The 24785-nt window shown below is 62.8% G+C and carries 19 protein-coding genes and 1 tRNA gene; 12 read left to right on the top strand and 8 right to left on the bottom strand.

Going from position 1 to position 24785, the window contains the following annotated elements:
* Positions 1-139: 139 nt before the first annotated feature.
* Positions 140-508 (bottom strand): four helix bundle protein, encoded by a 369-nt coding sequence (locus AC04SH_RS26995; protein WP_477237527.1) that lies wholly within the window; start codon positions 506-508, stop codon positions 140-142.
* Positions 509-547: 39 nt separating this feature from the next.
* A complete protein-coding gene (locus AC04SH_RS26990) occupies positions 548-1984 on the bottom strand; it encodes a glutamine synthetase family protein (protein ID WP_488577260.1) in 1437 nt (478 codons plus the stop codon).
* 148 nt (positions 1985-2132) lie between these two features.
* Between AC04SH_RS26990 and AC04SH_RS26985 the strand changes: the two genes are divergently transcribed.
* On the top strand, positions 2133-2843 hold the full coding sequence (locus AC04SH_RS26985) for an HAD family hydrolase (protein WP_488577259.1): 711 nt from the start codon (positions 2133-2135) through the stop codon (positions 2841-2843).
* Positions 2844-2883: 40 nt separating this feature from the next.
* Here AC04SH_RS26985 and AC04SH_RS26980 read toward each other — a convergent pair whose 3' ends face one another.
* From AC04SH_RS26980 to aceA, 3 genes are all read right to left on the bottom strand, one after another.
* Positions 2884-3345 (bottom strand): response regulator, encoded by a 462-nt coding sequence (locus tag AC04SH_RS26980; protein ID WP_477237533.1) that lies wholly within the window; start codon positions 3343-3345, stop codon positions 2884-2886.
* A 276-nt stretch (positions 3346-3621) separates the two neighbouring features.
* Positions 3622-3864, bottom strand: a complete 243-nt coding sequence (locus AC04SH_RS26975; protein ID WP_006202762.1) for an SMc00767 family acetate metabolism repressor — start codon at positions 3862-3864, stop codon at positions 3622-3624.
* 54 nt (positions 3865-3918) lie between these two features.
* Positions 3919-5208, bottom strand: coding sequence for an isocitrate lyase (gene aceA, locus AC04SH_RS26970; RefSeq protein WP_112561959.1), 1290 nt, complete (start codon positions 5206-5208; stop codon positions 3919-3921).
* A 247-nt stretch (positions 5209-5455) separates the two neighbouring features.
* Here aceA and AC04SH_RS26965 point away from each other — a divergent pair, with 247 nt between their 5' ends.
* From AC04SH_RS26965 to AC04SH_RS26935, 7 genes are all read left to right on the top strand, one after another.
* A complete protein-coding gene (locus AC04SH_RS26965) occupies positions 5456-6889 on the top strand; it encodes a helix-turn-helix domain-containing protein (protein WP_488577258.1) in 1434 nt (477 codons plus the stop codon).
* Between the two features lie 146 nt (positions 6890-7035).
* On the top strand, positions 7036-7935 hold the full coding sequence (locus tag AC04SH_RS26960) for a DUF2167 domain-containing protein (RefSeq protein WP_477237539.1): 900 nt from the start codon (positions 7036-7038) through the stop codon (positions 7933-7935).
* A gap of 167 nt (positions 7936-8102) precedes the next feature.
* Positions 8103-9056 (top strand): DMT family transporter, encoded by a 954-nt coding sequence (locus AC04SH_RS26955; RefSeq protein ID WP_488577257.1) that lies wholly within the window; start codon positions 8103-8105, stop codon positions 9054-9056.
* A 376-nt stretch (positions 9057-9432) separates the two neighbouring features.
* On the top strand, positions 9433-10530 hold the full coding sequence (locus AC04SH_RS26950; RefSeq protein ID WP_488577256.1) for a polyamine ABC transporter substrate-binding protein: 1098 nt from the start codon (positions 9433-9435) through the stop codon (positions 10528-10530).
* A gap of 83 nt (positions 10531-10613) precedes the next feature.
* Complete coding sequence (locus AC04SH_RS26945) at positions 10614-11753, top strand: ABC transporter ATP-binding protein (RefSeq protein WP_488577255.1); 1140 nt, start codon at positions 10614-10616, stop codon at positions 11751-11753.
* Positions 11754-11762: 9 nt separating this feature from the next.
* Positions 11763-12728, top strand: a complete 966-nt coding sequence (locus AC04SH_RS26940) for an ABC transporter permease subunit (protein ID WP_488577254.1) — start codon at positions 11763-11765, stop codon at positions 12726-12728.
* The gene (locus AC04SH_RS26935) at positions 12725-13543 is read left to right on the top strand and encodes an ABC transporter permease (RefSeq protein ID WP_352591005.1); all 819 of its coding nucleotides are present in this window, start codon (positions 12725-12727) and stop codon (positions 13541-13543) included. The genes AC04SH_RS26940 and AC04SH_RS26935 overlap by 4 nt, the downstream gene beginning before the upstream one ends.
* A 70-nt stretch (positions 13544-13613) precedes the next feature.
* On the opposite strand, the gene AC04SH_RS26930 is transcribed toward AC04SH_RS26935, so the two are convergent.
* Positions 13614-15467, bottom strand: coding sequence for an AsmA family protein (locus AC04SH_RS26930; protein WP_488577253.1), 1854 nt, complete (start codon positions 15465-15467; stop codon positions 13614-13616).
* A gap of 330 nt (positions 15468-15797) precedes the next feature.
* Between AC04SH_RS26930 and AC04SH_RS26925 the strand changes: the two genes are divergently transcribed.
* Positions 15798-17756: an acetoacetate--CoA ligase gene (locus tag AC04SH_RS26925; RefSeq protein WP_488577252.1), complete on the top strand. Its 1959-nt coding sequence runs from the start codon at positions 15798-15800 to the stop codon at positions 17754-17756.
* Positions 17757-18015: 259 nt separating this feature from the next.
* Here the strand turns inward: AC04SH_RS26925 and AC04SH_RS26920 are convergent, their stop codons facing one another.
* Complete coding sequence (locus AC04SH_RS26920; RefSeq protein ID WP_488577251.1) at positions 18016-22017, bottom strand: PAS domain S-box protein; 4002 nt, start codon at positions 22015-22017, stop codon at positions 18016-18018.
* Positions 22018-22312: 295 nt separating this feature from the next.
* Here AC04SH_RS26920 and AC04SH_RS26915 point away from each other — a divergent pair, with 295 nt between their 5' ends.
* From AC04SH_RS26915 to AC04SH_RS26905, 3 genes are all read left to right on the top strand, one after another.
* Positions 22313-22771 carry a phasin gene (locus AC04SH_RS26915; protein ID WP_112561969.1) on the top strand — a complete coding sequence of 153 codons (459 nt, stop codon included), beginning with the start codon at positions 22313-22315 and terminating at the stop codon, positions 22769-22771.
* A gap of 348 nt (positions 22772-23119) precedes the next feature.
* A tRNA-His gene (locus AC04SH_RS26910) sits at positions 23120-23196 on the top strand.
* A gap of 175 nt (positions 23197-23371) precedes the next feature.
* A complete protein-coding gene (locus tag AC04SH_RS26905) occupies positions 23372-23626 on the top strand; it encodes a hypothetical protein (protein WP_477237554.1) in 255 nt (84 codons plus the stop codon).
* A gap of 36 nt (positions 23627-23662) precedes the next feature.
* Here AC04SH_RS26905 and AC04SH_RS26900 read toward each other — a convergent pair whose 3' ends face one another.
* The gene (locus tag AC04SH_RS26900) at positions 23663-24781 is read right to left on the bottom strand and encodes a DmpA family aminopeptidase (protein WP_488577250.1); all 1119 of its coding nucleotides are present in this window, start codon (positions 24779-24781) and stop codon (positions 23663-23665) included.
* Positions 24782-24785 lie beyond the last annotated feature (4 nt).

Here is a 24785-nt window from a genome sequence, read left to right as displayed (position 1 = left end):
GTAGGGCAGTAGGGCAGTAGGGCAGTAGGGCAGTAGGGCAGTAGGGCAGTAGGGCAGTAGGGCAGTAGGGCAGTAGGGCAGTAGGGCAGTAGGGCAGTAGGGCAGTAGGGCAGTAGGGCAGTAGGGCAGTAGGGTGGGGCTATTCCGGAGACAATTTGCGGATCAGAAGTCGCAAGAGCGTTCCGACGCTCTCGCTGGTGGTCATCAAAGCGTTGACAGCTTCGTGCGAGGCGATCCCGACACGTTGCGCAATCAAAAGATGCGTCTCCAATTCCTTGAGGGAGCCTTGGGCAATTCTGAGAAATTGCTGATAGGAAGCCCGGCTCTCTCGACCGTAGCCCTCGGCAATGTTGGCGGGAACGGAGGTCGCCGCACGGCGTATCTGAGCTGTCAGCCCGTAGCGCTCATCCTTTGGCCAGACTCTGGTTGTTTCGTAGATTGAAACCGCCAAATCCATAGCCTGCTGCCAGACAATCAAATCCCGGTACGATTCAATCTTGGCTGCCATCCCCGCCCTACTGCCCTACTGCCTTACTCCCCTATTCCCCTAAACATTCAGCAACAAATACTCCCGCTCCCACGGGCTGATCACTTCCATGAAGGTCTCGAACTCCGCCCGCTTGATCGCCGCATAGGTTGCGGCGAAGGACTTGCCCAAAAGGGCGCAGAGTTCCTCGTCGCCTTCGAACAGGTCGACGGCCTCGAGCAGGCCGCGTGGCAGGTCGATCTCGTCTGCGTTGGCGGTGGTGAGCACCGGTGGCTCGGCCTTGACCTTGTTGGTCATGCCGATCAGCCCGCAGGCGAGCGACGCCGCCAGCGCCAGATAGGGATTGGCGTCGGAAGACGGGATGCGGTTTTCGACACGTCGCGCCGCCGGGTCCGAGCGCGGCACCCGGAACGCCGTGGTGCGGTTGTCATAACCCCATTTGTTGTTGACCGGCGCCGAGGCCGACTGCGTCAGCCGGCGGTAGGAATTGACGTAGGGCGCAAACATCACCAGCGCGTTCGGCACGTGCTTCTGCATGCCGCCGATGAAGTGGAAGAAGTCGTCGGTTTCCGACCCATCCTGCGCCGAAAAGATGTTCTGTCCGGTCTTCTTGTCGATGATCGACTGGTGGATGTGCATGGCCGAGCCAGGCTGGCCCTGGATGGGCTTCGCCATGAAAGTGGCATAGATTTCGTGCTTGAGCGCCGCCTCGCGGATGGTGCGCTTGAACATGAACACCTGGTCTGCAAGCTCGATCGGGTCGCCGTGGCGCAGATTGATCTCGAGCTGGCCGGCGCCCTCCTCGTGGATCAGTGTGTCGATCTCCAGGCCCTGGCTTTCGGAGAAATGGTAGATGTCGTCGATCAGCTCGTCGAACTCGTTGACGCCGGCGATCGAATAGCCGGCGCCGCCGCCGATGGCCCGTCCCGAACGCCCGACCGGCGGCGTCAGCGGATAGTCCGGATCGGGGTTCTTGCGCACCAGGTAGAATTCGATCTCGGGCGCCACCACCGGCTTCAGCCCGCGCTTATCATAGGCAGCCAGCACGCGCTTCAGCACGTTGCGCGGCGTGAACTCGACCGAGCGGCCGTCCTGGTGGACGAGGTCGCAGATGACAGCTGCCGTCGGGTCTTCTTCCCACGGCACCACGGTCAGGGTCGACAGATCCGGCATCAGCTTCAGATCGCCATCGTCTTCCGGATAGTGGAAACCGTTACCATCCTCCGGATAGCCGCCCGAAATCGTCGTCATGAACACTGCCGAAGGCAGCGCCAGCGAGGTGTTGGAGGTGAATTTCTTCGACGGCATCATCTTGCCGCGGGCGACGCCGGCCTGGTCGGGTGTAATGCATTCTATGTCTTCGATGCCGCGCCATTCCAGCCAGGCACTGACTTCCTTCCAGTTCTTCACGCCGCGTTGGTTTTTCACGAAGGCAGGCGTGCGGACGCGTCCTCCGCGGCTCGACGGACGGACTTCCTTTTTTGCAGGCGGCATCATTCACCAGATTGGGTTGCGGATTTTGGAGTATAGCCGGGGCGGGTGATGGAAGGGAAGGGGAGGCAGTTCCGTTCGCCTTCCTGGTTGAAAATCGCTCCGCGCAGATTAGGGTCAGCCTCCCGCAGATCGAGCAGCAGAAGACACCCGCATGCCAGGCAAATTGACCACCATCGGCTTCGATGCCGACGACACGCTATGGCAGAACGAACAGTTCTTCCGCCTGACCGAGAAGCGCTTTGCGGCATTGCTCGCCGATCATGGCGAGGTCGAGCACATCTCGGCGCGGCTGCTCGAAGCCGAAAAGCGCAACCTTGCCGTTTACGGCTTCGGTATCAAGGGGTTCACCCTCTCAATGATCGAGACGGCGATCGAGGTGACCGAGGGCCGTGTGCCGGCCGCGACCATCGCCGAAATCCTTGCCGCCGGCCGCGACATGCTCGGCCACCCTGTCGAGGCGCTGCCGCATGCGCGCGAGACCGTGGAAAGGCTCGCCGGCGCCTATCATCTGGTGCTGATCACCAAAGGCGATCTGTTCGACCAGGAGCGCAAGCTGGCGGCCTCCGGCCTTGGCGACCTGTTCGACGCCGTCGAGATCGTCAGCGACAAGAGCGCCGCCACCTATGCCCGGATATTCAGTCGCCATGGCGGTAGCCCGCAGAACAGCATGATGGTCGGCAATTCGCTGAAGTCCGACGTTGTGCCGGCCATCGAGGCCGGCAGCTGGGGCGTTCACGTGCCGCACGAATTGACCTGGGTGCTGGAGCACGTCGAGCCGCCGGTCGAAGCTCCCCGCTTCCGCTCGATTGCCGATCTTGGTGAACTGCCGGCTTTGATCGAAAGCATCGACAGGAAAGGTTGACCGCCTTACCTCGTTTCAGACAGTGAGGCGCGGCGTGCGATCAGCCGCGCCCGAGACCGATCAGCCGGTCGATCACCGGCTGCAGCCTTTCGGTGGTGATCGGCTTGGTCACCACCACATCGACCACGCTGGACAGGCCGAGGCTTTCGGGCGTGCCGGTCTTGGTTGAAAGCAGGATCACCGAGGGAAGCGACCGGCCCGACGCTCGCCGCAAGGCATCGATGGCCGACATCAGCGCGTCGCAATCCTTGTTGTCGGCGCCGCCATCGAGAACGACGGCGCCCGGAATGAGAGTGCGCAGTGTCTTGGTCGCCATTTCGAGTGACTCGGAGATCGGCTTTAGCCCGGACTTCTCGACGATCTTCGACACCACCACCCGGTTGATCGGCGATTTTCCGACGACCAGCACGTGGGAGAAATCCGTTGATATCTTGGAGTTCGCATCCCTGCTTGTCGACTTCAGATGTTTGGCGGTGTCGGTCTCGCGATTCACAGGGCACATGGGCGGTGCGGGCACTCGGCGCTGCTTCAATGCAGGGTTGAAATACGAGAGCCAATTGGCGCGAGATCGCGCGCCATGTCAAGCTGAAATGGCGCAGCCGGGAAATATAGCCAGAAATATTAAACCGGGGAACCAAGGTCTGTTTTCAAACTGTAGTTAAGTTCGTGCTCAAAAGCGAAAGTCACCCGCGCTGAAAACACGCGGGTGACGTTGAAATCAGCCAGTGCATGACCGTGTCAGAAGATTCCGCAAGCACAAAGCTTCCGTAAGGGAAGATCATCCGTGACTCTGCTGCGTGACGATCACCGGGATCAGCAGGTCACCCCAATTGCCGTCGCCGCCATGGTGCCGGGCCGAGCGCACCAGTTCCACCGAGACGCCCGCCTCGACTGCCTTCATCACCGATTGATTGAGCCTGTGCAGGTCGTTGGCCAGCATGCGGATGGTCGCCTGCTGGTCGACGCTCATGGTGGTGGACTGCTCTTCTGCACGTTCCTTGACGCGGCTTATCGATGCCATTTTTCTTCTCCTGTGTCCCTTGCCCTACTGGGCGTTTCCTCTGGTTGTTTGCTGTTATTCCGCTGCCGGCTTGAACTGGGCATGCTCGGTCGATTCATGCATGGCGGTGGTCGATGACTGGCCGCCGCTGATCGCCATCGACACCGCATCGAAATAGCCGGTGCCGACCTCGCGCTGGTGCTTGGTCGCGGTGTAGCCATGGACTTCGGCCGCGAACTCGGCTTCCTGCAGCTCGGAATAGGCCGCCATCTGCCTCGCTTTGTAGCCGCGGGCCAGTTCGAACATGCCGAAATTGAGCTGGTGGAAACCGGCCAGCGTGATGAACTGGAACTTGTAGCCCATGGCGCCTAGCTCGCGCTGGAACTTGGCGATCGTCGCGTCGTCGAGATTCTTCTTCCAGTTGAACGACGGCGAGCAATTATAGGCGAGCAGCTTGCCAGGGTGATGCCTGCGCACGCCCTCGGCGAACTTCTTGGCCTGCGCCAGATCGGGCTTCGAGGTCTCGCACCAGATCAGGTCGGCATGCGGCGCATAGGCAATGGCGCGCGCGATGCACGGTTCGATGCCGTTCCGGACCTGGTAGAAGCCTTCCACCGTGCGGCCGGCATCGTAGTCGACGAAGGGCTGGTCGCGCTCGTCAATGTCCGAGGTCAACAGTTTTGCCGCTTCCGCGTCGGTGCGCGCCACGACCAGCGTCGGGGTGCCCATCACGTCGGCCGCCAGGCGCGCCGCATTGAGGTTGCGGATATGCGCTGCGGTCGGGATCAGCACCTTGCCACCGAGATGGCCGCACTTCTTTTCCGAGGCCAGCTGATCCTCATAGTGGACGCCGGCAGCGCCCGCCTCGATGAACGCTTTCATGATCTCGAAGGCGTTGAGCGGGCCGCCGAACCCGGCCTCCGCATCGGCGACGATCGGCGCGAACCAAGTATCGACCGACAGGCCGTTGCCTTCCGAGGTCTCGATCTGGTCGGCGCGCTGCAGCGTGCGGTTGATGCGCTTGACCAGTTCCGGCGCCGCATTGGCGGGGTAAAGCGACTGGTCCGGATACATGGCCGATGCGGTGTTGGCGTCGGCGGCGACCTGCCAGCCTGAGAGATAGATTGCTTTCAGCCCGGCGCGCACCTGCTGCATCGCCTGGTTGCCCGACATGGCGCCGAGCGCGTTGACGAAGTCTTCCTCGTGGATGAGCTTCCACAGCCGGTTGGCGCCCATTTCGGCAAGGCTCTGGCGGATCTGGACCGAGCCGCGCAGCCGCTTCACATCGTCCGGCGAGTAAGGCCGTTCGATGCCGTCGAAGCGACCTTCGGGCGCGGATGGGACAAGGTTGTAAAAATCAGTCATTTTTCACTCCAGATCAATCGATGCCAGTGTCTTCAACGCCGCGTCATCGGAGATTGTGCGCCGTAGGTGTGTGACATCATTTACATTGCGGCGCGAAGAGAGCCTACGAAAACCGCCATATCTCGCAGAAAATAAGAGAAAATCTGTATTGTGTTTGACGGGCGAGCGCTGTAAATTTGTCACGATTGTAAAAACCGAGGCGCCCTCATGGCGCACAAGCCGTGTAAATTCCTGTCAAGGACAGCCGATGGCCGACCAGAAGATCTTCGCCGGGCCGCGCATCCGCCGCATCCGCATCGCCAAGGGCCTGACCCAGACGGCGATGGCCGAAGGCCTCGGCATCTCGCCCTCCTATCTCAATCTGATAGAGCGCAACCAGCGGCCGCTGACGGTGCAGCTGATCCTGAAACTGGCCTCGGTCTACAAGGTCGACCCGCATGAGCTGCAGGGCGAGGCGAGGGGGTCGATCTCGGCGTTGAAGGAGGTGTTCGGCGATCCGCTGCTTGCCGGCGAATTGCCGGGCGACCAGGAGCTGATCGAGCTCGCCGAGGCTGCGCCCAACGCGTCGGCCGCGATGATAAAGCTGTTTCGCGCCTATCGCGAGCAGGCCGAGCGGCTGTCCGACCTCAACGAGCTGCTGGCGCGGGAGGGCAGGGCAACAGCACTTTCCGGCGCCAGGCTGCCGATCGACGAGGTGCACGAGATTTTCGAACGCCGGCCTAACCATTTTGCAGCACTCGAGGAAGAGGCCGAGGCCTTCACCTCGGTGCTCGACCCGGGCGATGATCTGTTCGGCGCGCTGAAAGCCTGGCTGAAACGCGAATACGGCATCGTCGTCAAGGTGTTGCCGGTCGCCACCATGCCGAACTGGCGCCGCCGCTATGACCGCCATTCGCAGCGCCTGTTCCTGTCCGAACGGTTGTCGCCTTTCGACCAGTTGCGCGAGGTCGCCATGGAGGCCTGCCTGATCCGCATGACCGTCGCAGTCGCCGGCGAAATTCAGGCGCTGAAGCTCGGCACCGATGAAGCCCGCCGGCTCGCCCGCTTCGAACTCGGCCGCTACGCCGCCCATGCCTTGATGATGCCTTACCAGGGCTTTCATACCGCCGCCGTTCGGGCCAGCTATGACATCGATGTGCTGCGCTCGCGCTTCGGCGTTTCCTTCGAGCAGGCGGCCAACCGTCTGACCACGCTGCAGCGTCCGGGTGCCTCCGGCGTGCCGTTCTTCATGCTCGAGGTCGACAATGCGGGAAACCGCTTCCGCAAGGCGGGCGGCCAGGGCTTTCCGCAGAGCCGCTTTGGCGGCGGCTGTCCGAAACTGCCTGTCCATGCCGCCTTTGCAACGCCTGGCCAAATACTGGTGGAGGCGGTGGAAATGCCTGACGGCGCCGAGTTCCTCTGCATCGCCCGCACGCTCGAGGGACCGCAAGGCTCGTTCTCGGAGCGACCGCGCCGTACCGCGCTGCTGTTGGGCTGCGACATCGGCTTTCGCGACGAGATCGTCTATGGCGCGGGGCTGCCGGCATCGGCAAAGACCGGACAGGGCGCCGCCACGGCGATCGGCCCGGCTTGCCGGCTGTGCGAACGCATAGGCTGTCTTGCCCGCGCCGAGCCGCCGGTAACCCGGCCGCTCGGCCTCGACGAGATGGTGACGGGCTTGAGCGCCTTCGACTTTCAGTGATGCTTGTCGAGGTTTGTCGGCCTCGGAGAGGCGCCTGCACATTAGCGACGAGAAATATAGATCTGTCCCAGCCGAGGCGATCGAAATATTGATTAAGCATCGGCGCTGCGGTATCGAAAGGTGAGGGCAGCCAAGGGGGATGGCTTATGGACAGGAAAGCTTTGTGGCTTGGCGTGGCGCTTGCCTTTTCGGCAGGGCCTGCTCTGGCGGAAAAGTCCTCTGAATTCTTCAAGGGCTATCAACAGTATAGCGACGACGGCAAGGCATTCCTGGACAAGATCGATCCGAAGACCGGCGCGGTCGACCTTCCGGAAGGCATCCATCTCGATCTCAAGGACAAGTTCTATTTCCTGGACAAGAAGGATGCGACATCCGTTCTGACCGAGGCCTGGGGCAACCCGCCTGATACCGCCTCTGAAGCGATCGGCATGATTTTCCCGGCCAAGTATGAGCCGATCGCCGGCAACGGTTGGGGCATCGAGCTGCGCTATGAAAAGATTGGACATGTCGATGACGGAGACGCCGCCGCCATCGACTACGCCGAATTGCTGAGCAGCATGCAGGCGGATACTTTGTCGGCCAACGATCAGCGGGTGAAGGACGGCTATCAGCCGATCAAGCTGATCGGCTGGGCTTCGCCCCCTGTCTATGATTTCGTCCACAAGCGGCTGCACTGGGCAAAGGAGCTGCAGTTCGGCGACGATACCGTCCACACGCTCAATTACGATGTCCGTTTCCTCGGCCGGGAAGGCGTCTTCGTGATGAGCTACATCGCCACGGTGGAACAATTGCCGGAGATCAAGCAGAGCCTGGATGAAGTGCTCGGCGTTGCGGACTTCAACACCGGCAAGAAATACACCGACTTCCTGCCCGGCACCGACACCGTGGCTGCGGTCGGCATTGGCGGCCTCATCGCCGGCAAACTGGCGGCCAAGGCAGGGCTCATTGCGGTCGCGCTGATCGCGCTGAAGAAGTTCGGCATTCTCCTGTTGGTTCCGCTGGCCGGTCTCTGGCGCTTCATCCGCGGCAACAAAACCACGTCGTAGGCGCCATCGACTTTTTTGACTGAATGCCGCCGGCTGGCAGGCGGTGCGCCAACGGGAATGCCGGGCTGGATCACGTCCGGCCTTCGCGGTTGCGCTAGGCGAATGCGGCACGTTTCTGTCGTCCATTGTGCATCATGCCATTCCGAGATAGCCGACAGTCGCAGCCCATGACCGACACCGCATCAATGCCGATAACTGCTTCGCCGACCGTGTCGCCGCGCGAGGAGCGCATCGGCTTCCTGCTGGTGTTCCTGTCGGCGCTGATGTGGAGCTTTGGCGGCACCATTGCCCGCTTTATCGACACCGCCGACAGCTGGACGGTGGTGTTCTGGCGCTCGCTGTGGGCGGCTGCGTTCCTGATTTGCTTCATGGCCTGGCGCGACGGCTGGCGCGGCGTGCCGCGGCTGTTTCGCGACATGGGCCTGCCCGGCCTTGCCGTGGCCGTGTGCTTCGCCACCGCCTCGACGTGCTTCGTTGTCGCCCTCGCCTACACCACCGTCGCCAATATCCTGTTGATGCAGGCCGGTGTCCCGCTGCTGGCGGCTTTGCTTGCCTGGGTGCTGTTTCGCGAACGCGTCGCCGTCGCGACCTGGGTGGCGATCGCCGCCGTCATCGCCGGCGTCGCCATCATGGTGTCGGAATCGCTCGACGGCGCCGTATCGCCGATCGGCGACGGGCTGGCGCTGTTGATCGCGGTCATGTTCTCCATCGCCACCGTCATCACCCGTCGCTTCGCCCATGTGCGCATGACGCCGGCGACCTGCCTTGGCACGATGCTGGCAGCGGCGTTCGCCGCGTCGCAAGCCACGCAATTCGCCGTCTCCACCCACGACATGGCTTTCCTGTTTGCCTTCGGCGTTGTCAATCTCGGCCTTGGCCTTGCCTTCTTCGCCACCGGCGCCCGCCTCGTTCCGGCGGCAATCGCGGCATTGCTCGGCACGTTCGAGCCGATCCTCGGGCCGATCTGGGTCTGGCTCGTCCATGGCGAGGTGCCCTCGGCGCGCACCATCATCGGCGGCGCCGTTGTGGTTGCCGCGCTGCTTGTCCATATCGGGCTCGAATTCAAGCGCCAGGCGCGGCCGGCGCGGCCCGGCGTCACCGGCCTGCCTTCCCCCAATTGACCTGCCTGTGCCCAATTGACGACGCCGCGCGCCCAAAGCGCGAGATGGGCCATTGACAATGTTGCTACCGCACGGGCAGGCTGGAGACACGGCAACAACAAGACAGGCGTATCTTGCCAAGTGTCCCCGCCGGTCGGACCAGGACCGGATCACAGCGTCGTATCCCTGCCCGCGCCACGGCGAAAGCCTCTGACGGTGTCGGCGTACCCGCCAGGCGGGCACACAGAGCCATCAACTACCGCTCGTCGAACCGCCCGCGTGGCGCCGGCAGTTCGCGCTTGTGGCTGCCCGGAAAGCTCAATACTCTGAAGCAAATGCCCAATCGCGCTGGAACAGCGACGAATTGGCGAAGGAACACTCATCAAAGGAGAACAGCATGATCCGCAAAGCGCTCTGGCTTTCGGCAACCTCGGCATTTCTGACGCTTTTTACCGTCGGTGGCCATGCCGAGGACCGCGTCGTCAATGTCTTCAACTGGTCGGATTATATCGACAGCTCGATCATCGAGGACTTCACCAAGGAGACCGGCATCAAGGTGGTCTATGACACCTTCGATTCCAACGAGATCCTCGAAACCAAGCTGCTTGCCGGCGGCAGCGGCTACGACGTCGTCGTGCCCAGCGGCAATTTCCTAGCGCGTCAGATTCAGGCCGGTGTGTTCCAGAAGCTCGACAAGTCGAAGCTGCCGAACATCTCCAACATGTGGGACACCGTTCTGGAACGGACCGCCAAATACGATCCCGGCAATGAATACTCGGTCAACTACATGTGGGGCACCGTCGGCATCGGCTACAACATCAAGAAGGTGCAGGCAGCACTCGGCACCGACAAGATCGACAGCTGGGATGTGTTCTTCAATCCCGACAGCCTGGCCAAGCTAAAGGACTGCGGCGTCTATGTGCTGGACTCGCCGGCCGACATCATCCCGGCGGCACTGAAATATCTCGGCCTCGACCCCAACAGCACCTCGCCCGACGACATCGCCAAGGCCGAGGAAACCTTGCTGAAGGTGCGGCCGTACATCCGCAAATTCCACTCGTCGGAATACATCAACGCGCTCGCCAATGGCGATATCTGCCTGGCGGTCGGCTGGTCGGGTGACGTCTTCCAGGCGCGCAACCGGGCCGTGGAGGCCAAGCAAGGCGTCGAGATCGGCTATTCCGTGCCCAAGGAAGGCGCGCAGATGTGGTTCGACCAGATGGCGATCCCCGCCGATGCGCCGCATGTCGCCGAGGCGCTCGAATTCCTCAACTACATGATGAAGCCGGAAGTGATCGCCAAGTCGTCCAACTATGTGTTGTACGCCAACGGCAACAAGGCGTCGCAGCAGTTCGTCGACAAGGCGCTGCTGGATGATCCGGCGGTCTATCCGGATGCCGAGACCTTGAAGAAACTCTATACGGTCCAGCCTTACGATCCCAAGACGCAGCGTCTGATCACGCGCAGCTGGACCAAGATCGTCACCGGCCAGTAAGCAATGCGACATGGCCCCGGCAGTCACCTGCCGGGGCTATTCTTCTCTGGGGCAAGAAGCAAAAAGACAGGACGGAGTGGGACATGAAATCGCTTGGCAGCATCCGCAGGGATTTCGCGCCATGGAACGACCCGAGCGCCAAGCCATACATTCAATTCGAGAACGTCACCAAGAAGTTCGGCGACTTCACCGCCGTCAACAATCTGTCGCTGACCATTTTCGAGCGCGAGTTCTTCGCCCTGCTCGGCGCGTCGGGCTGCGGAAAGTCGACGCTGCTGCGGATGCTCGCCGGCTTCGAGGAGCCGACCGCCGGCCGCATCCTTCTCGACGGCCAGGACCTGCGCGGCATCCCGCCCTATCGCCGCCCGGTCAACATGATGTTCCAGTCCTATGCGCTGTTCCCGCATATGAGCGTGGAAAAGAACATTGCCTTCGGCCTCAAGCAGGAAGGCATGCCGGCGCCGGATATCGAAAAGCGCGTCGCCGAGATGCTGAAGCTGGTCAAGCTCGAGCAGTTCGCCAAGCGTAAGCCGCACCAATTGTCGGGCGGCCAGCGCCAGCGCGTCGCGCTTGCCCGCTCGGTTGCCAAGCGGCCAAAAGTGTTGCTGCTCGACGAGCCGCTCGGCGCGCTGGACAAGAAGCTGCGCGAGGAAACGCAGTTCGAGCTGATGGACCTGCAGCAGGAGCTCGGCCTGACCTTCGTCGTCGTCACCCACGACCAGGAAGAGGCGATGACCATGGCCGATCGCATCGCCATCATGGACAAAGGCGAGGTCATGCAAGTGGCGACGCCGGCGGAAGTCTATGAGGCGCCCAGCTCGCGCTTCGTCGCCCACTTCGTCGGCAATGTGAACATGTTCGAAGGCAAGGTGGCCGAGCGGGCGGCAAATACGACACGCATCACCGGAACGACAGGGGCCCAGATCGTCGTCGAAAACAGCACCGATTCAAAGGCCGGTTCCGACATCGTCTTCGCCATCAGGCCGGAGAAGATCAAGGTAACGTCGAAGAAGCCGGCGGACGCCGTCAATGCGCTGGAGGGCGAAGTCTACGACGTCGCCTATCTCGGCGACATGACCGTTTACCACATCAGGCTGGATGACGGGCAGATCATCAGGGCAAGCGCGCTCAACGCGGCGCGCGTCACCGACGATCCGCTGACCTGGAACGACCGCGCCTGGGTTTCCTTCCGGCCGGACGCCGGCGTCGTGCTGACACGATAGGCGGCGGCCATGTCCAACATCGCCATCACCGACGCCGGCCCATCGACAGCGGCCAAACCATTGCTCACACGGCTCGGCGCCGGCTTTGTAAGCCGGCTCGTCATCATCGTCCCCTATCTCTGGCTGCTGTTCTTCTTCCTCATCCCGTTCATCATCGTCTTCAAGATTTCGCTGTCGCAGTCGGCAATCGCCATGCCGCCCTACACGCCGGTGCTCGACTTCACGGACGGCATTTCCGGTTTCTTCGCCGGCTTCCGCGATCTCAACTTCGACAATTATGTCTGGCTGACGCAGGACGCGCTTTACTTCAAAGCCTATGTCACCAGCGTCATCATCGCTGCAGTCTCGACGATCCTGACCTTGCTCGTCGGCTTCCCCATCGCCTACGGGATGGCGCGCGCGCCAGCGACCATCCGCCCGACCTTGCTGATGCTGGTGATCCTGCCGTTCTGGACCTCGTTCCTGATCCGCGTCTACGCCTGGATCGGCATCCTCAAGCCCGAAGGGTTGCTCAACCAGCTGCTGCTGTCGCTGCACGTCATCAATCAGCCGCTGATCATCCTCAACACTTACACGGCGATCTTCATCGGCATCGTCTATTCCTACCTGCCATTCATGGTGCTGCCGCTCTATTCGTCGCTGGAAAAGATGGATTATTCGCTGATTGAGGCAGCCAAGGACCTCGGCTGTCCGCCGACCGCCGCCTTCTGGAAGATCACCTTCCCGCTGTCGCTGCCTGGCGTCATCGCCGGTTGCCTGCTGGTGTTCATCCCGGCCGTTGGCGAGTTCGTCATTCCCGACCTGCTCGGCGGCTCGCAGACGCTGATGATCGGCAAGACCTTGTGGAACGAGTTTTTCGCCAACCGTGACTGGCCGGTGTCGTCGGCCGTCGCCGTCATCCTGCTGCTGCTCTTGATCGTCCCGATCATGCTGTTCCAGCAGGCCCAGGCACGCGCCCAGGAGCAGGACAAATGAACGCTACCTGGAGCCGCTTCAACGTCACCTCGGTCGTGCTGGGCTTTGCCTTCCTTTACCTGCCGATCGTGCTGCTCGTCGTCTTCTCCTTCAACGAGTCGAAACTGGTCACCGTCTGGGGCGGCTTCTCGACCAAATGGTATGTCTCGCTGTTCCACAATCAGGGGCTGATGGACGCCACTTGGGTGACGGCGCGCGTCGGTGTCATCTCCGCCACGGTGGCGACCGTGCTCGGCACGCTGGCGGCCCTGACCTTGACCCGCTACACCCGCTTCCGGGGCCGCATCCTGTTTTCCGGCATGGTGTTTGCGCCGCTGGTCATGCCGGAAGTCATCACTGGCCTGTCGCTGCTGTTGTTGTTTGTCGCCGTCGGTCTCGACCGCGGTTTCTTCACCGTCACGCTTGCCCACATTACGCTGACCATGTGCTTCGTGGCCGTTGTCGTGCAGTCGCGCCTAGTCTCGTTCGACCGGTCGCTGGAGGAGGCCGCGATGGATCTCGGCGCAACGCCGGTAAAGACCTTCTTCCAGATCACGCTGCCGGTCATCATGCCGGCCATCGTCTCCGGCTGGATGCTGGCCTTTACGCTCTCGCTCGACGATCTGGTGATCGCCAGTTTCACCTCTGGCCCCGGCGCCACCACGCTGCCGATGAAGATCTACAGCCAGGTGCGTCTCGGCGTGACGCCGGAGATCAACGCCGCCTGCACCATCCTGATCGCCGTCGTGGCGGTAGGCGTTGTCATCGCCTCGGTCGCCAACAAACGGCGTGAGGTGCAGCGTCAGCTCGACGAGCAAGCCGCGCAGCGCGGTTGATCCCAAGCAATTCCGTTCGGAATTGCGTCAAACAAACAGAGCACGGCAGCTCCCGGGGAGGGGCTGCTGCCTATTCGCCTGAAATGCCGCGGCTGATCGGCGAAATGAACGGTGTGCTCCAGGTGCCGCCGACGAAAAAGGACGACTGGTTATGCCCCTGCTGGCCATTGGCGGGCGCTGCCGCCGGATCGGCCTGGGTGATACCGCCCGACAGCGCCAGCCCGCGTCCGCCATAGGACGCGATGCCGGACAGCCAGATCTTGTATTTCGCCGAATTGGCCTCGGCCTTGTCCAGCCGCGCCACGCCCTTCGAGATGGTGGCTTTGAGCTCGGCGCCGTCGATCGGCAGCGTCCCGTCCGAGACATCGTCGAGCGCGAAGAAGCCGCCCTGTTCGGTGTGCTTCAGAAACGCCGGCAAATTGAGCCCGCTCAGTGCGCCTGGCCCGAACGTCGCCGAGACCGAGCCGTCAGCGTTCTCGAAGATCGAGTCCCACGATTTCCCCGGCCCTTTGAGGATAACCGAGACCGTGCCGGTGCTGGCCGGCACCAATCGCGTCATGCCGGCAGCCGTGCCGAAAGCGGCGCCGTCAATGTCGGAGGCGAGCAGCCGGATCTCGACCTGCGAACCCTCCGGCTTGCGGTCGAAGCGCAGGCTGCTCTGAACGTTGCCGCCAAAGGCCGATGCATCTGAAATGTCGAAGACGGCAAGCCCGTTCTTGACCTGTGCGGTGGCGGCGACGTCGGCAAGCTGGATTGCGCCGGCCGAGGCATGCGCCGCCGATAGCCTCAGATCCAGATTGACTCGGTCGGCAAAGCTGGTGTCGATTTCCCCGGGGCCGGTTTCGCCGGTGGGCGCCAGCGGCGTGAAGGCGGAGAACAGCGACCTGAGATCGAGCGTGTCGAAGGCGAGCGTGCCGGAAATCACCGGCAAGGCGTCGCCGAACGAGAAGTCCAGCGCCCCCATTCCCGGGTTGTTGTCGAGCGCGACCGCGGTGTTTTCGAATTTGATGCGGCCCGCCGTCGCCGTGATCTTGCTCGAAATCGACACCGACCCGATTGCGGCGCCCGGTGCAATTCCGGCCTGCGACCATTCCAGCACGCGCCGCAGCGACGGTGCTGCGAATTTCACCTGGCCGTCGAAATAGGCGTTTTGCGACATGCCGGCCGTGCCGTCGAACGAGAAGCTGGCCGGGGCTGCCTTGAACGAAAAGGTGATTGGCGCAGCACCGCCGGCAAACAACACCAGTGGCTTGGGCGAGGACGCATCGACGGTGACGCTTTCGCCGCGCCAGATGCCGGTCGCCGACAAGGTCGCATTGCTGTTCATCGCCGCCCAGTTTGCCTGGCCGCTGAGGCTGGTCAGCAATTCGACGTCCTTGCCGCCGATGGAGGCGACCATGCGGCCGTCCCTGAACTCCACGGTGCCGAACGGATCGGTCGGCAGCTTGCTCAGATCAGGCTTCGCCGGATCGGCGCTGACCACGCCGCGCGCGGTGTCGATGGAGCGCGTGATACGCCCTCCGGTCGGCATGGCGGGCACGAACATGCCGTTTGCGGTGCGCTGAACCCGGATCGTCGGCCGCACCAGCCGCGCCGTCGAAAACACCACATCGCCCTGCAGCGCCGCCATGGCTGAAAGGTCGACCTCGACCCGCTCGGCTTCGATCACCGGCGGCGCGTCGGTCTCGGTCCACTGCGACAGCGTGACGTCGCTCAATATGGCGCGGAAGTTCGGCCACACCTCGATACGTGGCGAACCGTCAATGGTGACCCTGAAACCGCTCCATGCGCTCATCTCCCAGGCGATGCGGTCGCGCACGATCCGGGTCGAGGCAATCAGCGGCAGAGCGGCGACGACCAGCGCGATGACGAGCACGGCAACGCCGATCGCCCATATTCCGCGCCGGATCAAAGGTGATGGCATATCGCCCCGTATGCTTTCATTCCGACAAAAATCGCCCCGACGGGTGTAACCCAGCGCCGACGCATTTCAAGTCTTTATGGCCCGGCGATGGCAATTGCGCACAACTGGCCGAGTTTAGCTGAACAAAATCTTGCTCTGCCGCATGGCGATAGGCATAAGCGATGCAGCTTCAGCCTGCTACGAGGCGCGGCGTTTTTGGGACAGCGGCGCCTGTAAAGCTGGGGCTAATGCATGTCGCCCGGAAGCGTGCAGCGGTTCCGGGACAACGACATGCATAGAAACAAAAGCATATCAGTCTTGCGACGCGACCGGCTTCAAGGAGGATCGATCATGGCTGCCGAAGCACCGCTCTGGACCCCGACGCAAGACCGGATCGATGCAGCGCCGCTGACCGCCTTCATGAAGGCGGCGGCAGCCAAAACCGGCACATCCTTCGCCTCCTACGCCGAGCTACACCGCTGGTCGGTCGAGGATCGCCAAGGCTTCTGGAGCCTGCTGTGGGACTTCTGCGGCATTGTCGGCGACAAGGGCGAGACCGTGCTCGTCGATGGCGACAAGATGCCCGGCGCATCGTTCTTCCCCGATGCGACGCTCAACTTCGCCGAGAACCTGCTGAAAAAGACCGGATCGAGTGACGCGATCGTCTTTCGCGGTGAGGACAAGATCGAGCGGCGGCTGTCGTGGAACGAACTGCACCAGCTGACCTCGCGCTTTCAGCAGCTTTTCCTGTCGCTCAAGGTGAAAAAGGGCGACCGCATCGCGGCGATGATGCCCAACATGCCGGAAACCGTCGCCGCCATGCTGGCCGCCGCCTCGATTGGCGCGGTCTGGTCGTCCTGTTCCCCCGATTTCGGCGAACAGGGCGTGCTCGACCGTTTCGGCCAGATCGAGCCTGTCGTCTTCATCGCGCCGGACGGCTACTGGTACAATGGCAAGGCGATCGAAGTCGCCGACAAGATCGCTGCCGTTGCCACGAAGCTCGAAACCGTCGGCAAGGTGCTGATCGTCGACTATCTCGGCACGTCGCGCGATATCGCAGGGATTATCGACAAGGCCGTGGCGCTGGAAGAGGCGCTGTCGCCTTTTGCAGCAAAGTCCGTCACGTTCGAGCGCCTGCCGTTTGCGCATCCGCTCTACATCCTGTTTTCATCGGGAACGACCGGCATTCCCAAATGCATCGTCCATTCGGCCGGCGGCACACTGATCCAGCACGTCAAGGAACACCGGCTGCATGCGGGGCTCGTCGAAGGCGACCGCTTCTTCTACTTCACCACCTGCGGCTGGATGATGTGGAACTGGCTGGTGTCGGGCCTGGCGTCAGGCGCGACGCTGCTGCTCTATGACGGCTCGCCCTTCTACCCCGATGGCAATGTCCTGTTCAGCTTCGCCGATGCCGAGAAGATGACCTTCTTCGGCACCTCGGCCAAATTCATCGATTCCGTGCGCAAGGCCGGCCTCAAGCCGATCCGCAGCCACGATCTGTCCAGCGTGCGCAGCATCTCCTCCACCGGCTCGCCGCTGTCGCCGGAGGACTTTCGCTTTGTCTATGACGGCATCAAGGAGGACGTGCACCTTGCCTCGGTCTCCGGCGGCACCGACATCGTCTCCTGCTTCGTTCTCGGCGTGCCGACGCAAGCTGTCTGGACCGGCGAGATCCAGGGACCCGGCCTCGGCCTTGCCGTCGATGTCTGGGATGATGACGGCCAGCCGATCCGGCAGGAAAAGGGCGAACTGGTCTGCACAAAAGCGTTTCCGTCGATGCCGATCGGCTTCTGGAATGACCCGGAGGGCAAGAAATATCAGGCGGCCTATTTCGAACGCTTCGACAACGTCTGGTGCCATGGCGACTTCGCCGAATGGACGGCGCATGGCGGCATGATCATCCATGGCCGCTCCGACGCCACGCTCAATCCGGGCGGCGTGCGCATCGGCACGGCGGAGATCTACAACCAGGTCGAGCAGATGCCGGAAATCCTGGAAGCGCTGTGCATCGGCCAGGATTTCGACAATGACGTACGCGTCGTACTGTTCGTGCGGCTGGCCGCCGGCGTGACGCTGGATGAGGGTCTGGAAAAGAGCATCCGGGCGAAGATCCGCACCGGCGCCAGCCCGCGCCACGTGCCGGCAAAAATCGTTGCCGTCTCAGACATTCCGCGCACCAAATCTGGCAAGATCACCGAGCTTGCGGTACGCGACGTGGTCCACGGCCGCGCCATCAAGAACAAGGAGGCGCTGGCCAATCCGGAAGCGCTGGAGCTGTTCAGGAACTTGCCGCAGCTGGCGGAGTGACCGCCGTCGGCATGGTTAACGAGATATGTCGGTCGAATTTACCTAGATTTCACGAGTGGTACACATTCGTAAATTTTTTGGGCGGCCGGTAAGGAGTTGTTAAGGCCCGGCGTCGATAGTCGCACGTAACTTGAGGGAGAAATCCCGTTCCTCGTCCCCTGAGGATCAGATTCGCTCAAGCCCCCGTTGTGACAGCAAAATCCCTTTAAGGCGTCCTGTTGGACGCCTTTTCTTTGTGCCGATTCTGGATGGAGCGGCTCTATTCCGCCAGAACACGCGTTGAAGGGAAGGCGACCTCGACCAGCGTGCCTTCGCCAGGCGTCGAGGTGATGGTGAAGCGGGCGCGGTTGGCTTCCACCATCGCCTTGGTCAGCGGCAGGCCGAGGCCAGTGCCGTCGCCGCGTCCGCGCTTCAGCGCGTTGATCTGCTTGAACGGCTTCAGCGCCTGCTCGATCTCGGCGTGGCTCATGCCGATGCCGGTATCGCGCACCCGCATGACGACGTCGCCGGAGGTTTCATAGGCGGTCGACACGATCACCTGGCCGCCGGCCTGCGTGTAGCGGATGGCGTTGGACAGGATGTTGAGCGCGATCTGGCGCACGCTTCTGAGGTCGGCGACCACTTCCGGCAGCCGCGAAGCAAAGCTGGAGCGAATGATGACGCGTTCGCGATTGGCCTGCGGCTGCATCATCGCCACCGTCTCACCCAGCGTATCGTTGAGCGACACCGCCTCGTAATCCATCTCCTGCTGGCCGGCCTCGATCTTCGAGATGTCCAAGAGATCGTTGACGAGGTCGAGCACGTGGTTGCCCGAGCGGTTGATGTCTCTGAGATAGTCGCGGTAACGGTCATTGGCCACCGGACCGAATTTCTCATCCACCATCAGCTCGGAGAAGCCGATAATGGCGTTGAGCGGCGTGCGGATCTCGTGGCTGATGCGCGCGAGAAAATCGGTCTTCTGCGAGGAGGCGCGCTCGGCCACCGCGCGCGCCTGGGTCAGGTCCTCTTCGGCTCGCTTCCACTGCGTGATGTCGCGCACCACGGCGCAGAAGCCGCTGTCGTTGGGCAGCCTGCCTATGGTCATGAACAGCGGAATGAAGCGCCCTTGCGCCTCCCGCCCGATCACCTCGCGGCCATCATTCATGACGCTCGCCACGCCGGGCTCGGACAGGCCGTTGAGATAGTCGCGCGCCGCGCGCTGGCTTTCAATGGCAAACAGCGAAGCGAACGGCTTGCCGGTCACCTCGTCGCTGTCGAAGCCGAACAGCGCCTCGGCCGGCCGGCTGATCGAGCGGATATCGCCGTCACGGCCGATCAACACGACGCCATCGGTCGCGGTGTCGATGATGGTGCGCATTTCGGCAATGCGCGATTTGAGCTCGGAAACGTCGGGCTGCGTCTGTTCTTCAGCTGCGACATGCGCAGCCACCGGCGCCTCATCGTCGCCGGTGCGCCGCACCACCAGCATCAGCGCCTTGCCGGCGCGCCACGGCACCGAACGCAGGATGGCTTCAATCGGAAATTCCTGCCCCTCGCGTGTCTTCAGCCGAAGCGCGTGGTCGCTTTCATCTGCCGCTTCAGAATAGGGATCGGCAAATAGCGCGTCGAGGCCGCCAGCATCGCTCAAATCCTCGAGCGTGTCATAGCCGGTGAGGCCGAGGAATTCCTCATTGGCGTAGTGAAGCTCGTCACCGGAATGGATCAGCAGCGGCACCGGCAATCTGCCGAGCAACGAGGTGTCCGGCGCCTTGTGTTCATCTCCGGCCGAAAATGCCGAGGGCACGAACCCTTCAAGCTTGAGCGGCGGCACTTTTAGGCGCGGCGGTGCTGCCGGCGCCGTGTCCGCAGCGCCGGCCTTATCACCGTCTTGCACGGCCGAACCGGTCGCCTCGCCAGCCGGCGCCCAATCCTCGTTGTCCTCGGCATCGCGGAAATCGGCGGCAGTCATGCTGTCGTCTTCGCCGGCATCGGCCGGCGCCTCGGCGACAGCCGGCTGTGGCGTGGCGGCCTCGACGATTTCCTGAGCTTTCGTCTCAGCCGGTTCTGAAGCCGGCGTCGGTTCGCTGTTGGAAGACGTCGCTTCGTCGGCTTCGCAGGTGACGGATCCTAGTTCGGAATCGGCATAGTCGAGCAGCGAGCGCGAGACTATCGGCGCCTTCGCCACGCCCGCATCCTTGACCACAGCACCTTCGTCCGGCTCGGCGCCATCGAGTCGCGCCAGATCCTTTTCGTCCTCTACGTCGCTTTCCGGCGGTTCGGCCTCAGCCGTCTCGCTTTCGGGTGCGGCTGCCGAGGGCTCAACTGTGGCAGCCGGGACGGTCTCGTCCGGGCTCAAGGCCTCCGGTTGCTGGGCTGGCGCGGCCGTTTCAGCCTGGTCCACCTCGACATGATCCGGCTTGGGCTGATCTGCCTTGGCGTGGTCCGGCCCGGCCTGGTCCGGCGCCACCTGAACTGGCTTGGCAGGTTCGGCCGGCTTGCTGGTCTCCGGCTGCTCCGGCGGAGGATTGTCCTTCTTCAGCCGCTCCCCGATCTCTCGGAAAGCGCTGCGTTCCAGCGTCGACAGGCCCTTATCATTGGCGGGCTGCCGATGCTCGGCCAGCCGAATGACCTTGTCGGCGAAACGCCGTTCCTGCTTCGGCACGATGGTCAGTGCAGGCACTTCGCCCTCGAACGGATCGGCCGCCTTGGGAGCTTCCGCCACAGTCTCTTCCGGCGCTGGCTCAACTGCTGCCGGTGGTACGCCATTGGGAACCAGCGCCATGCCGATCGCTTCCGGATCGACCACCGCGTCGCTGGCGCGGGCGACGCCGAACCCACGGAACCCTTCGAAGGCGCGGCTGCGGCCATAGACGGGCAGTGCCGCCAGATCGACAGGAATCTTCAGGTCCGTGCCGGCCACCGGCCACAGCACCGAGCGGCCCGACCAGGTGTCGCGCCGGTCGAGCAGGCCGGCGATCTCGCCAGAGGCATCGAGGCCGAATGTTGTCGCGACATCCTTGAAGCGGCGGCCGATCACATCGGCGGCGGGCTTGCCGACGATGTCGGTGAATTCCGGCGACAGCGCGCTGAATTTGCCCTCGGCGTCGGTGCGCCAGACGAAACGCAGCGGCGGCGCCGTGCGGTCGATCTCGCGGGCGGCGGGTGGCGCAGCCGGTGAGGTTACATTGGAGGGCAGGGTGGGCGAGGTGGCAACAGTACTGTCCGGCTGTGGGTTCACGGCCGACACAACCGATTCCGGCTCGGCTTGTGCCGGGCTGTCCGGCTCGCTCGCCTGCGGCTCTTCGCCGGCATGGAAGTACCAATGATCATGTTGCACAGGCGCACTGTCGTTGGCTGCCTGCTCGCGGCCGGTCGGCTGCTGGCGATCATCTGCCTTTGGATCGGTTGACGCCGAAGCATCATGCTCAGTCGCTGTCGGAGCGGCCTCGGCGACGTCTGGCACGACCGCGGGCGGTGCGCCCTGATTCCCGCTTGCTGCGGGTTGGTCGGCTACTGCATCCGCCGTTACTGCGTCGTCTGGGGCGGCTTGCATCGGGCCCGCGTCCTGCCGCGCTGCAGCAGGTTCGGCATCCAGCTCACCGACGGGATTTTCCTCCCCGAGCTGATCCTCGTCGATGACCACCAGCAGATGCCTGGACTCGGTCAGACGGGCAAAGCCCGCCGGATAGGACGAGGTACCGCCCGGGACCAGCCGCTTGACGATGCGGTCGTCCTGGCTCGCAACATCGGCGACAAGCGCCGCCAGCGTCTCAGGCCGGATGGCGAGCGCGGCAAAACCACCCGAAGCCGCCTCGACGGTGCCTGCGGCGTCGACAAACGCGATGAAATGGCCGTCTTCGTTAAAGCCGCTGATGGCGCGGGCCGCAACGTCGGCAGCACTGCGCGAGCCGGTCTGCGCTGCCGGCAGCGCCAGCATTATGGCGCTTTCCCCGTCCGGCATGGTCACCGCACTGGCCAGGAAGCCGACGGCACGGCTGGTCATGCCGGTCGCCAGTCGCACCGTGATGGCGCGATCGCTGCCGATCTTCGGGAAGCCGGCGGTCGCCATGATCTGCCGCCTGGCGATCAGCGGTAGCTGTGCCGAGGCGCCGATGATGGCTTCGATATCGGGATAGCCGAACACCGCCGCGCCCGGCCCGTTGGCCCAGATCACCTGTTCGAGGTCAGCCGACAGAATCGCGATCGCGTCGCCGGCGGCGAAGCGCTGGCGGACCGCGTCGAGCACGGCGACATCGAGGAAAGAGTAGTTCTCGGACGGCATGCGCTTGGCGGACCCTTTCGGTGAAACCTCTTGGCGAACCTACAAGGCGGGCAATTTGCAGTTAACGCTTTGTTAATAAAAGCCCGCGCGGCGAAGGTCCACAAGCCGTGGCGGAAAGCAGACGGAATCTCTGGCCTCTTGGTTAACGGCCCTTGGGTAGCCCGGTAACGTTGCGGAAGAAATGTATGGTGCACTGCAACAAAGATATTGCATCGCACAAAAAAACCGCTATATTGCCATCATACATGAACGAGACGGCTTTCTGTCAAAGCCGCTACCCTCGAAAGGATGGAAAATGACCAAGGCCAAGACCGCTGAGACCATCGAAAACGTTGAATTCCCGAGCTTCGACGCCTCCAAGGCGACCGACCAGATCCGCGCTTTCGCCGAAAAGGGCGTTGAGCAGTCGAAGGAAGCCTATTCCAAGCTGAAGACCGGCGCCGAAGAGACCCAGAAAGTTCTGGAATCGACCTTCGAGACCGCCAAGACCGTTTCCAGCGACCTGTCGCTCAAGACCATCGCCGCTCTGCGCGCCAATGCCGAAGCCGGCTTCTCGCATCTTGAAGCCCTGATCGGCGCCAAGTCGTTGTCGGAAGTCGTCGAGTTGCAGACTGCCTTCCTGCGCAAGCGCGTCGAGTCGACCGTCGAGCAGGCCAAGGAATTCCAGGCCGTTGCTTCAAAGGCTGCCGAAGACGTCTCCAAGCCGGTCAAGACCGCTTTCGAGAAGGCCTTGAAGGACATCAAGGCCGCCTAATAATTACGCACAACTCTACGATGCATCAAAACGTCGCATTTCGTCAGACAAATAGATGTGCGATAGAGTTGCTCAGTGAATACCCGGCGAGTGGAACCTCCTCCCTCTGCTCCCCGGGGTGACCAGCCAGCACCTCCTCCCGCTGGCTCGTAACAGGAAAAGGCCGGCACCTCCTCCCGCCGGCCTTTTCTTTTGCCTGCTGAAAAGCGGTGCCCGTTCGAGGAACCGGGCTTTGCCTTATCAAAGGCCTTGAATTAGTCTCTGATAGACCGTATTGGACGCATCGCCGAACGACAGAGCGGATCTCGGAGAATGAATTTTTCACCACGATCTGGCTCAGGCGAACGTGCCGTTGTAGCTCAGATGGTTAGAGCGCCGGATTGTGGATCCGGAGGTCGCTGGTTCGATCCCAGCCAACGGTACCACTCCATCAAACAATCAGAACGTGCTCCTTGAACCTTCCCTTCCTTCGGCTTTGTGGACCTCGGGCAAGATCGGCTTGCCGGGCGAAGCCGACTCGGTTCGAATGCGAGCATGCATCCTTTATCAGGTGCGGACGTTTACGATTACCAACCGGCATAGCCGCCAGGGAAAAGCAGTATGAGTGAACATGCGATCGAGTTTTTGCGCGGGTGGATTGGTGAAAAGGTCCATTGCCAGCACTCGCCGGTAAAGATCGAGAAGCAGGCCGAGACCCTGGCCAAGGAATGCGCCGCCAAGGCGGCCGAGGTCGGCATCCCGCTGGAGGATATCCAGGAAGAAGTCGGCGACATCCAGGAGTTGATCGCCTCGCGGCTCGAAGAGGCGGCCGAGGCCGACCAGAGCAACACGAATCCGGGCAAGCCTGCCGAATAAATGTCAGGCCCGGCCGCCAGAGCCGGGCGCTCCCATCTACCCAAATCGATCTTTCAGCCAGGCCTTCGGCAGCGCCGGCACGAAATTGCCGTCGCGCCCGCTCATATCCTCATTGGCGACCATCGCATTGAGGATCGCCTCTTCCACACCCTGCACCACCGCATCGAAGAACGGGTCGATATCGACGTCCGGAATGTAAGCGGCGCTGGCCGTCTGTCCTGACGGCGCAAGGGCTGCTTGCGGATTGGCCGTCGTGAAGGCCAGGAAGATGTCGCCCGAACTGTGGTAGCCGAAGCCGCCGGTCATGGCGATGCCGAGCGGCACACGCCGCGCCAGCCGCTTCATCTGATGCGGCAGGAACGGCGCGTCGGTGGCGACGATGGCGATGATCGAACCCTTCTCGGCGCGCGGCGTGCCTTCGCGCATCGCCGGTTCCACCAGATCAGGTCCGACGCGCGCGCCGCGCAGCGTGAAATTGTGCCGCTTGCCGAAATTCGCCTGCACGAACACGCCGACCGTATGCCTGATGCCCTGCCATTCGACGATGCGCGACGCCGTGCCCGAGCCGGCCTTGAAGCCGAAGGCGATCATGCCGGTGCCGCCGCCGACGCTGCCTTCCTCGATGGCTCCGCCGGTGGCGCCGTCGAGCGCGGCTTCGACATGTTCGAAGCCGACATGATGGCCGTTGATGTCGTTGAGGAAGCCGTCATAGGTTTCCGCCGCCACCGGCAGCCCCCAACCACTGTCGAGTGCCGCCGGCAGCACGCGTTGCATCCAGCGCAGCGTGCCGTCGCGGGTGACGCCGCAGGAATGCGTGTTGGTGATGGTGACCGGCAGGTTGAAGGCGCCGACCTCCTCGATGATATGCGAGCCCGTCAGTTCGCCATTGCCGTTCTGGCTGAACACGCCGGCAAACACCGGCGTGGCGAGCTCCGCCAACGGTCGCGGCAGGATGGCGGTGACGCCGGTGCGCACCGGCCCCGTGCCGACCTTGAGCGGACCATCACCTGAGATCAGCGTCGCATAGCCGACGCTCACACCGGGCACGTCGGTGATGGCATTGAAGCGGCCTGGCGTGCCTTCAAAGGCAACTCCGAAAGCGCGAGCGCGCGGCTTGCCGGCCGGCGTTTGAAGATGCGGGTCGTGTCCGGCCATGCCG

The sequence above is a fragment of the Mesorhizobium sp. CNPSo 4688 genome, assembly GCF_057784295.1.
This window is presented reverse-complemented; position numbering and strand designations above follow the sequence as displayed.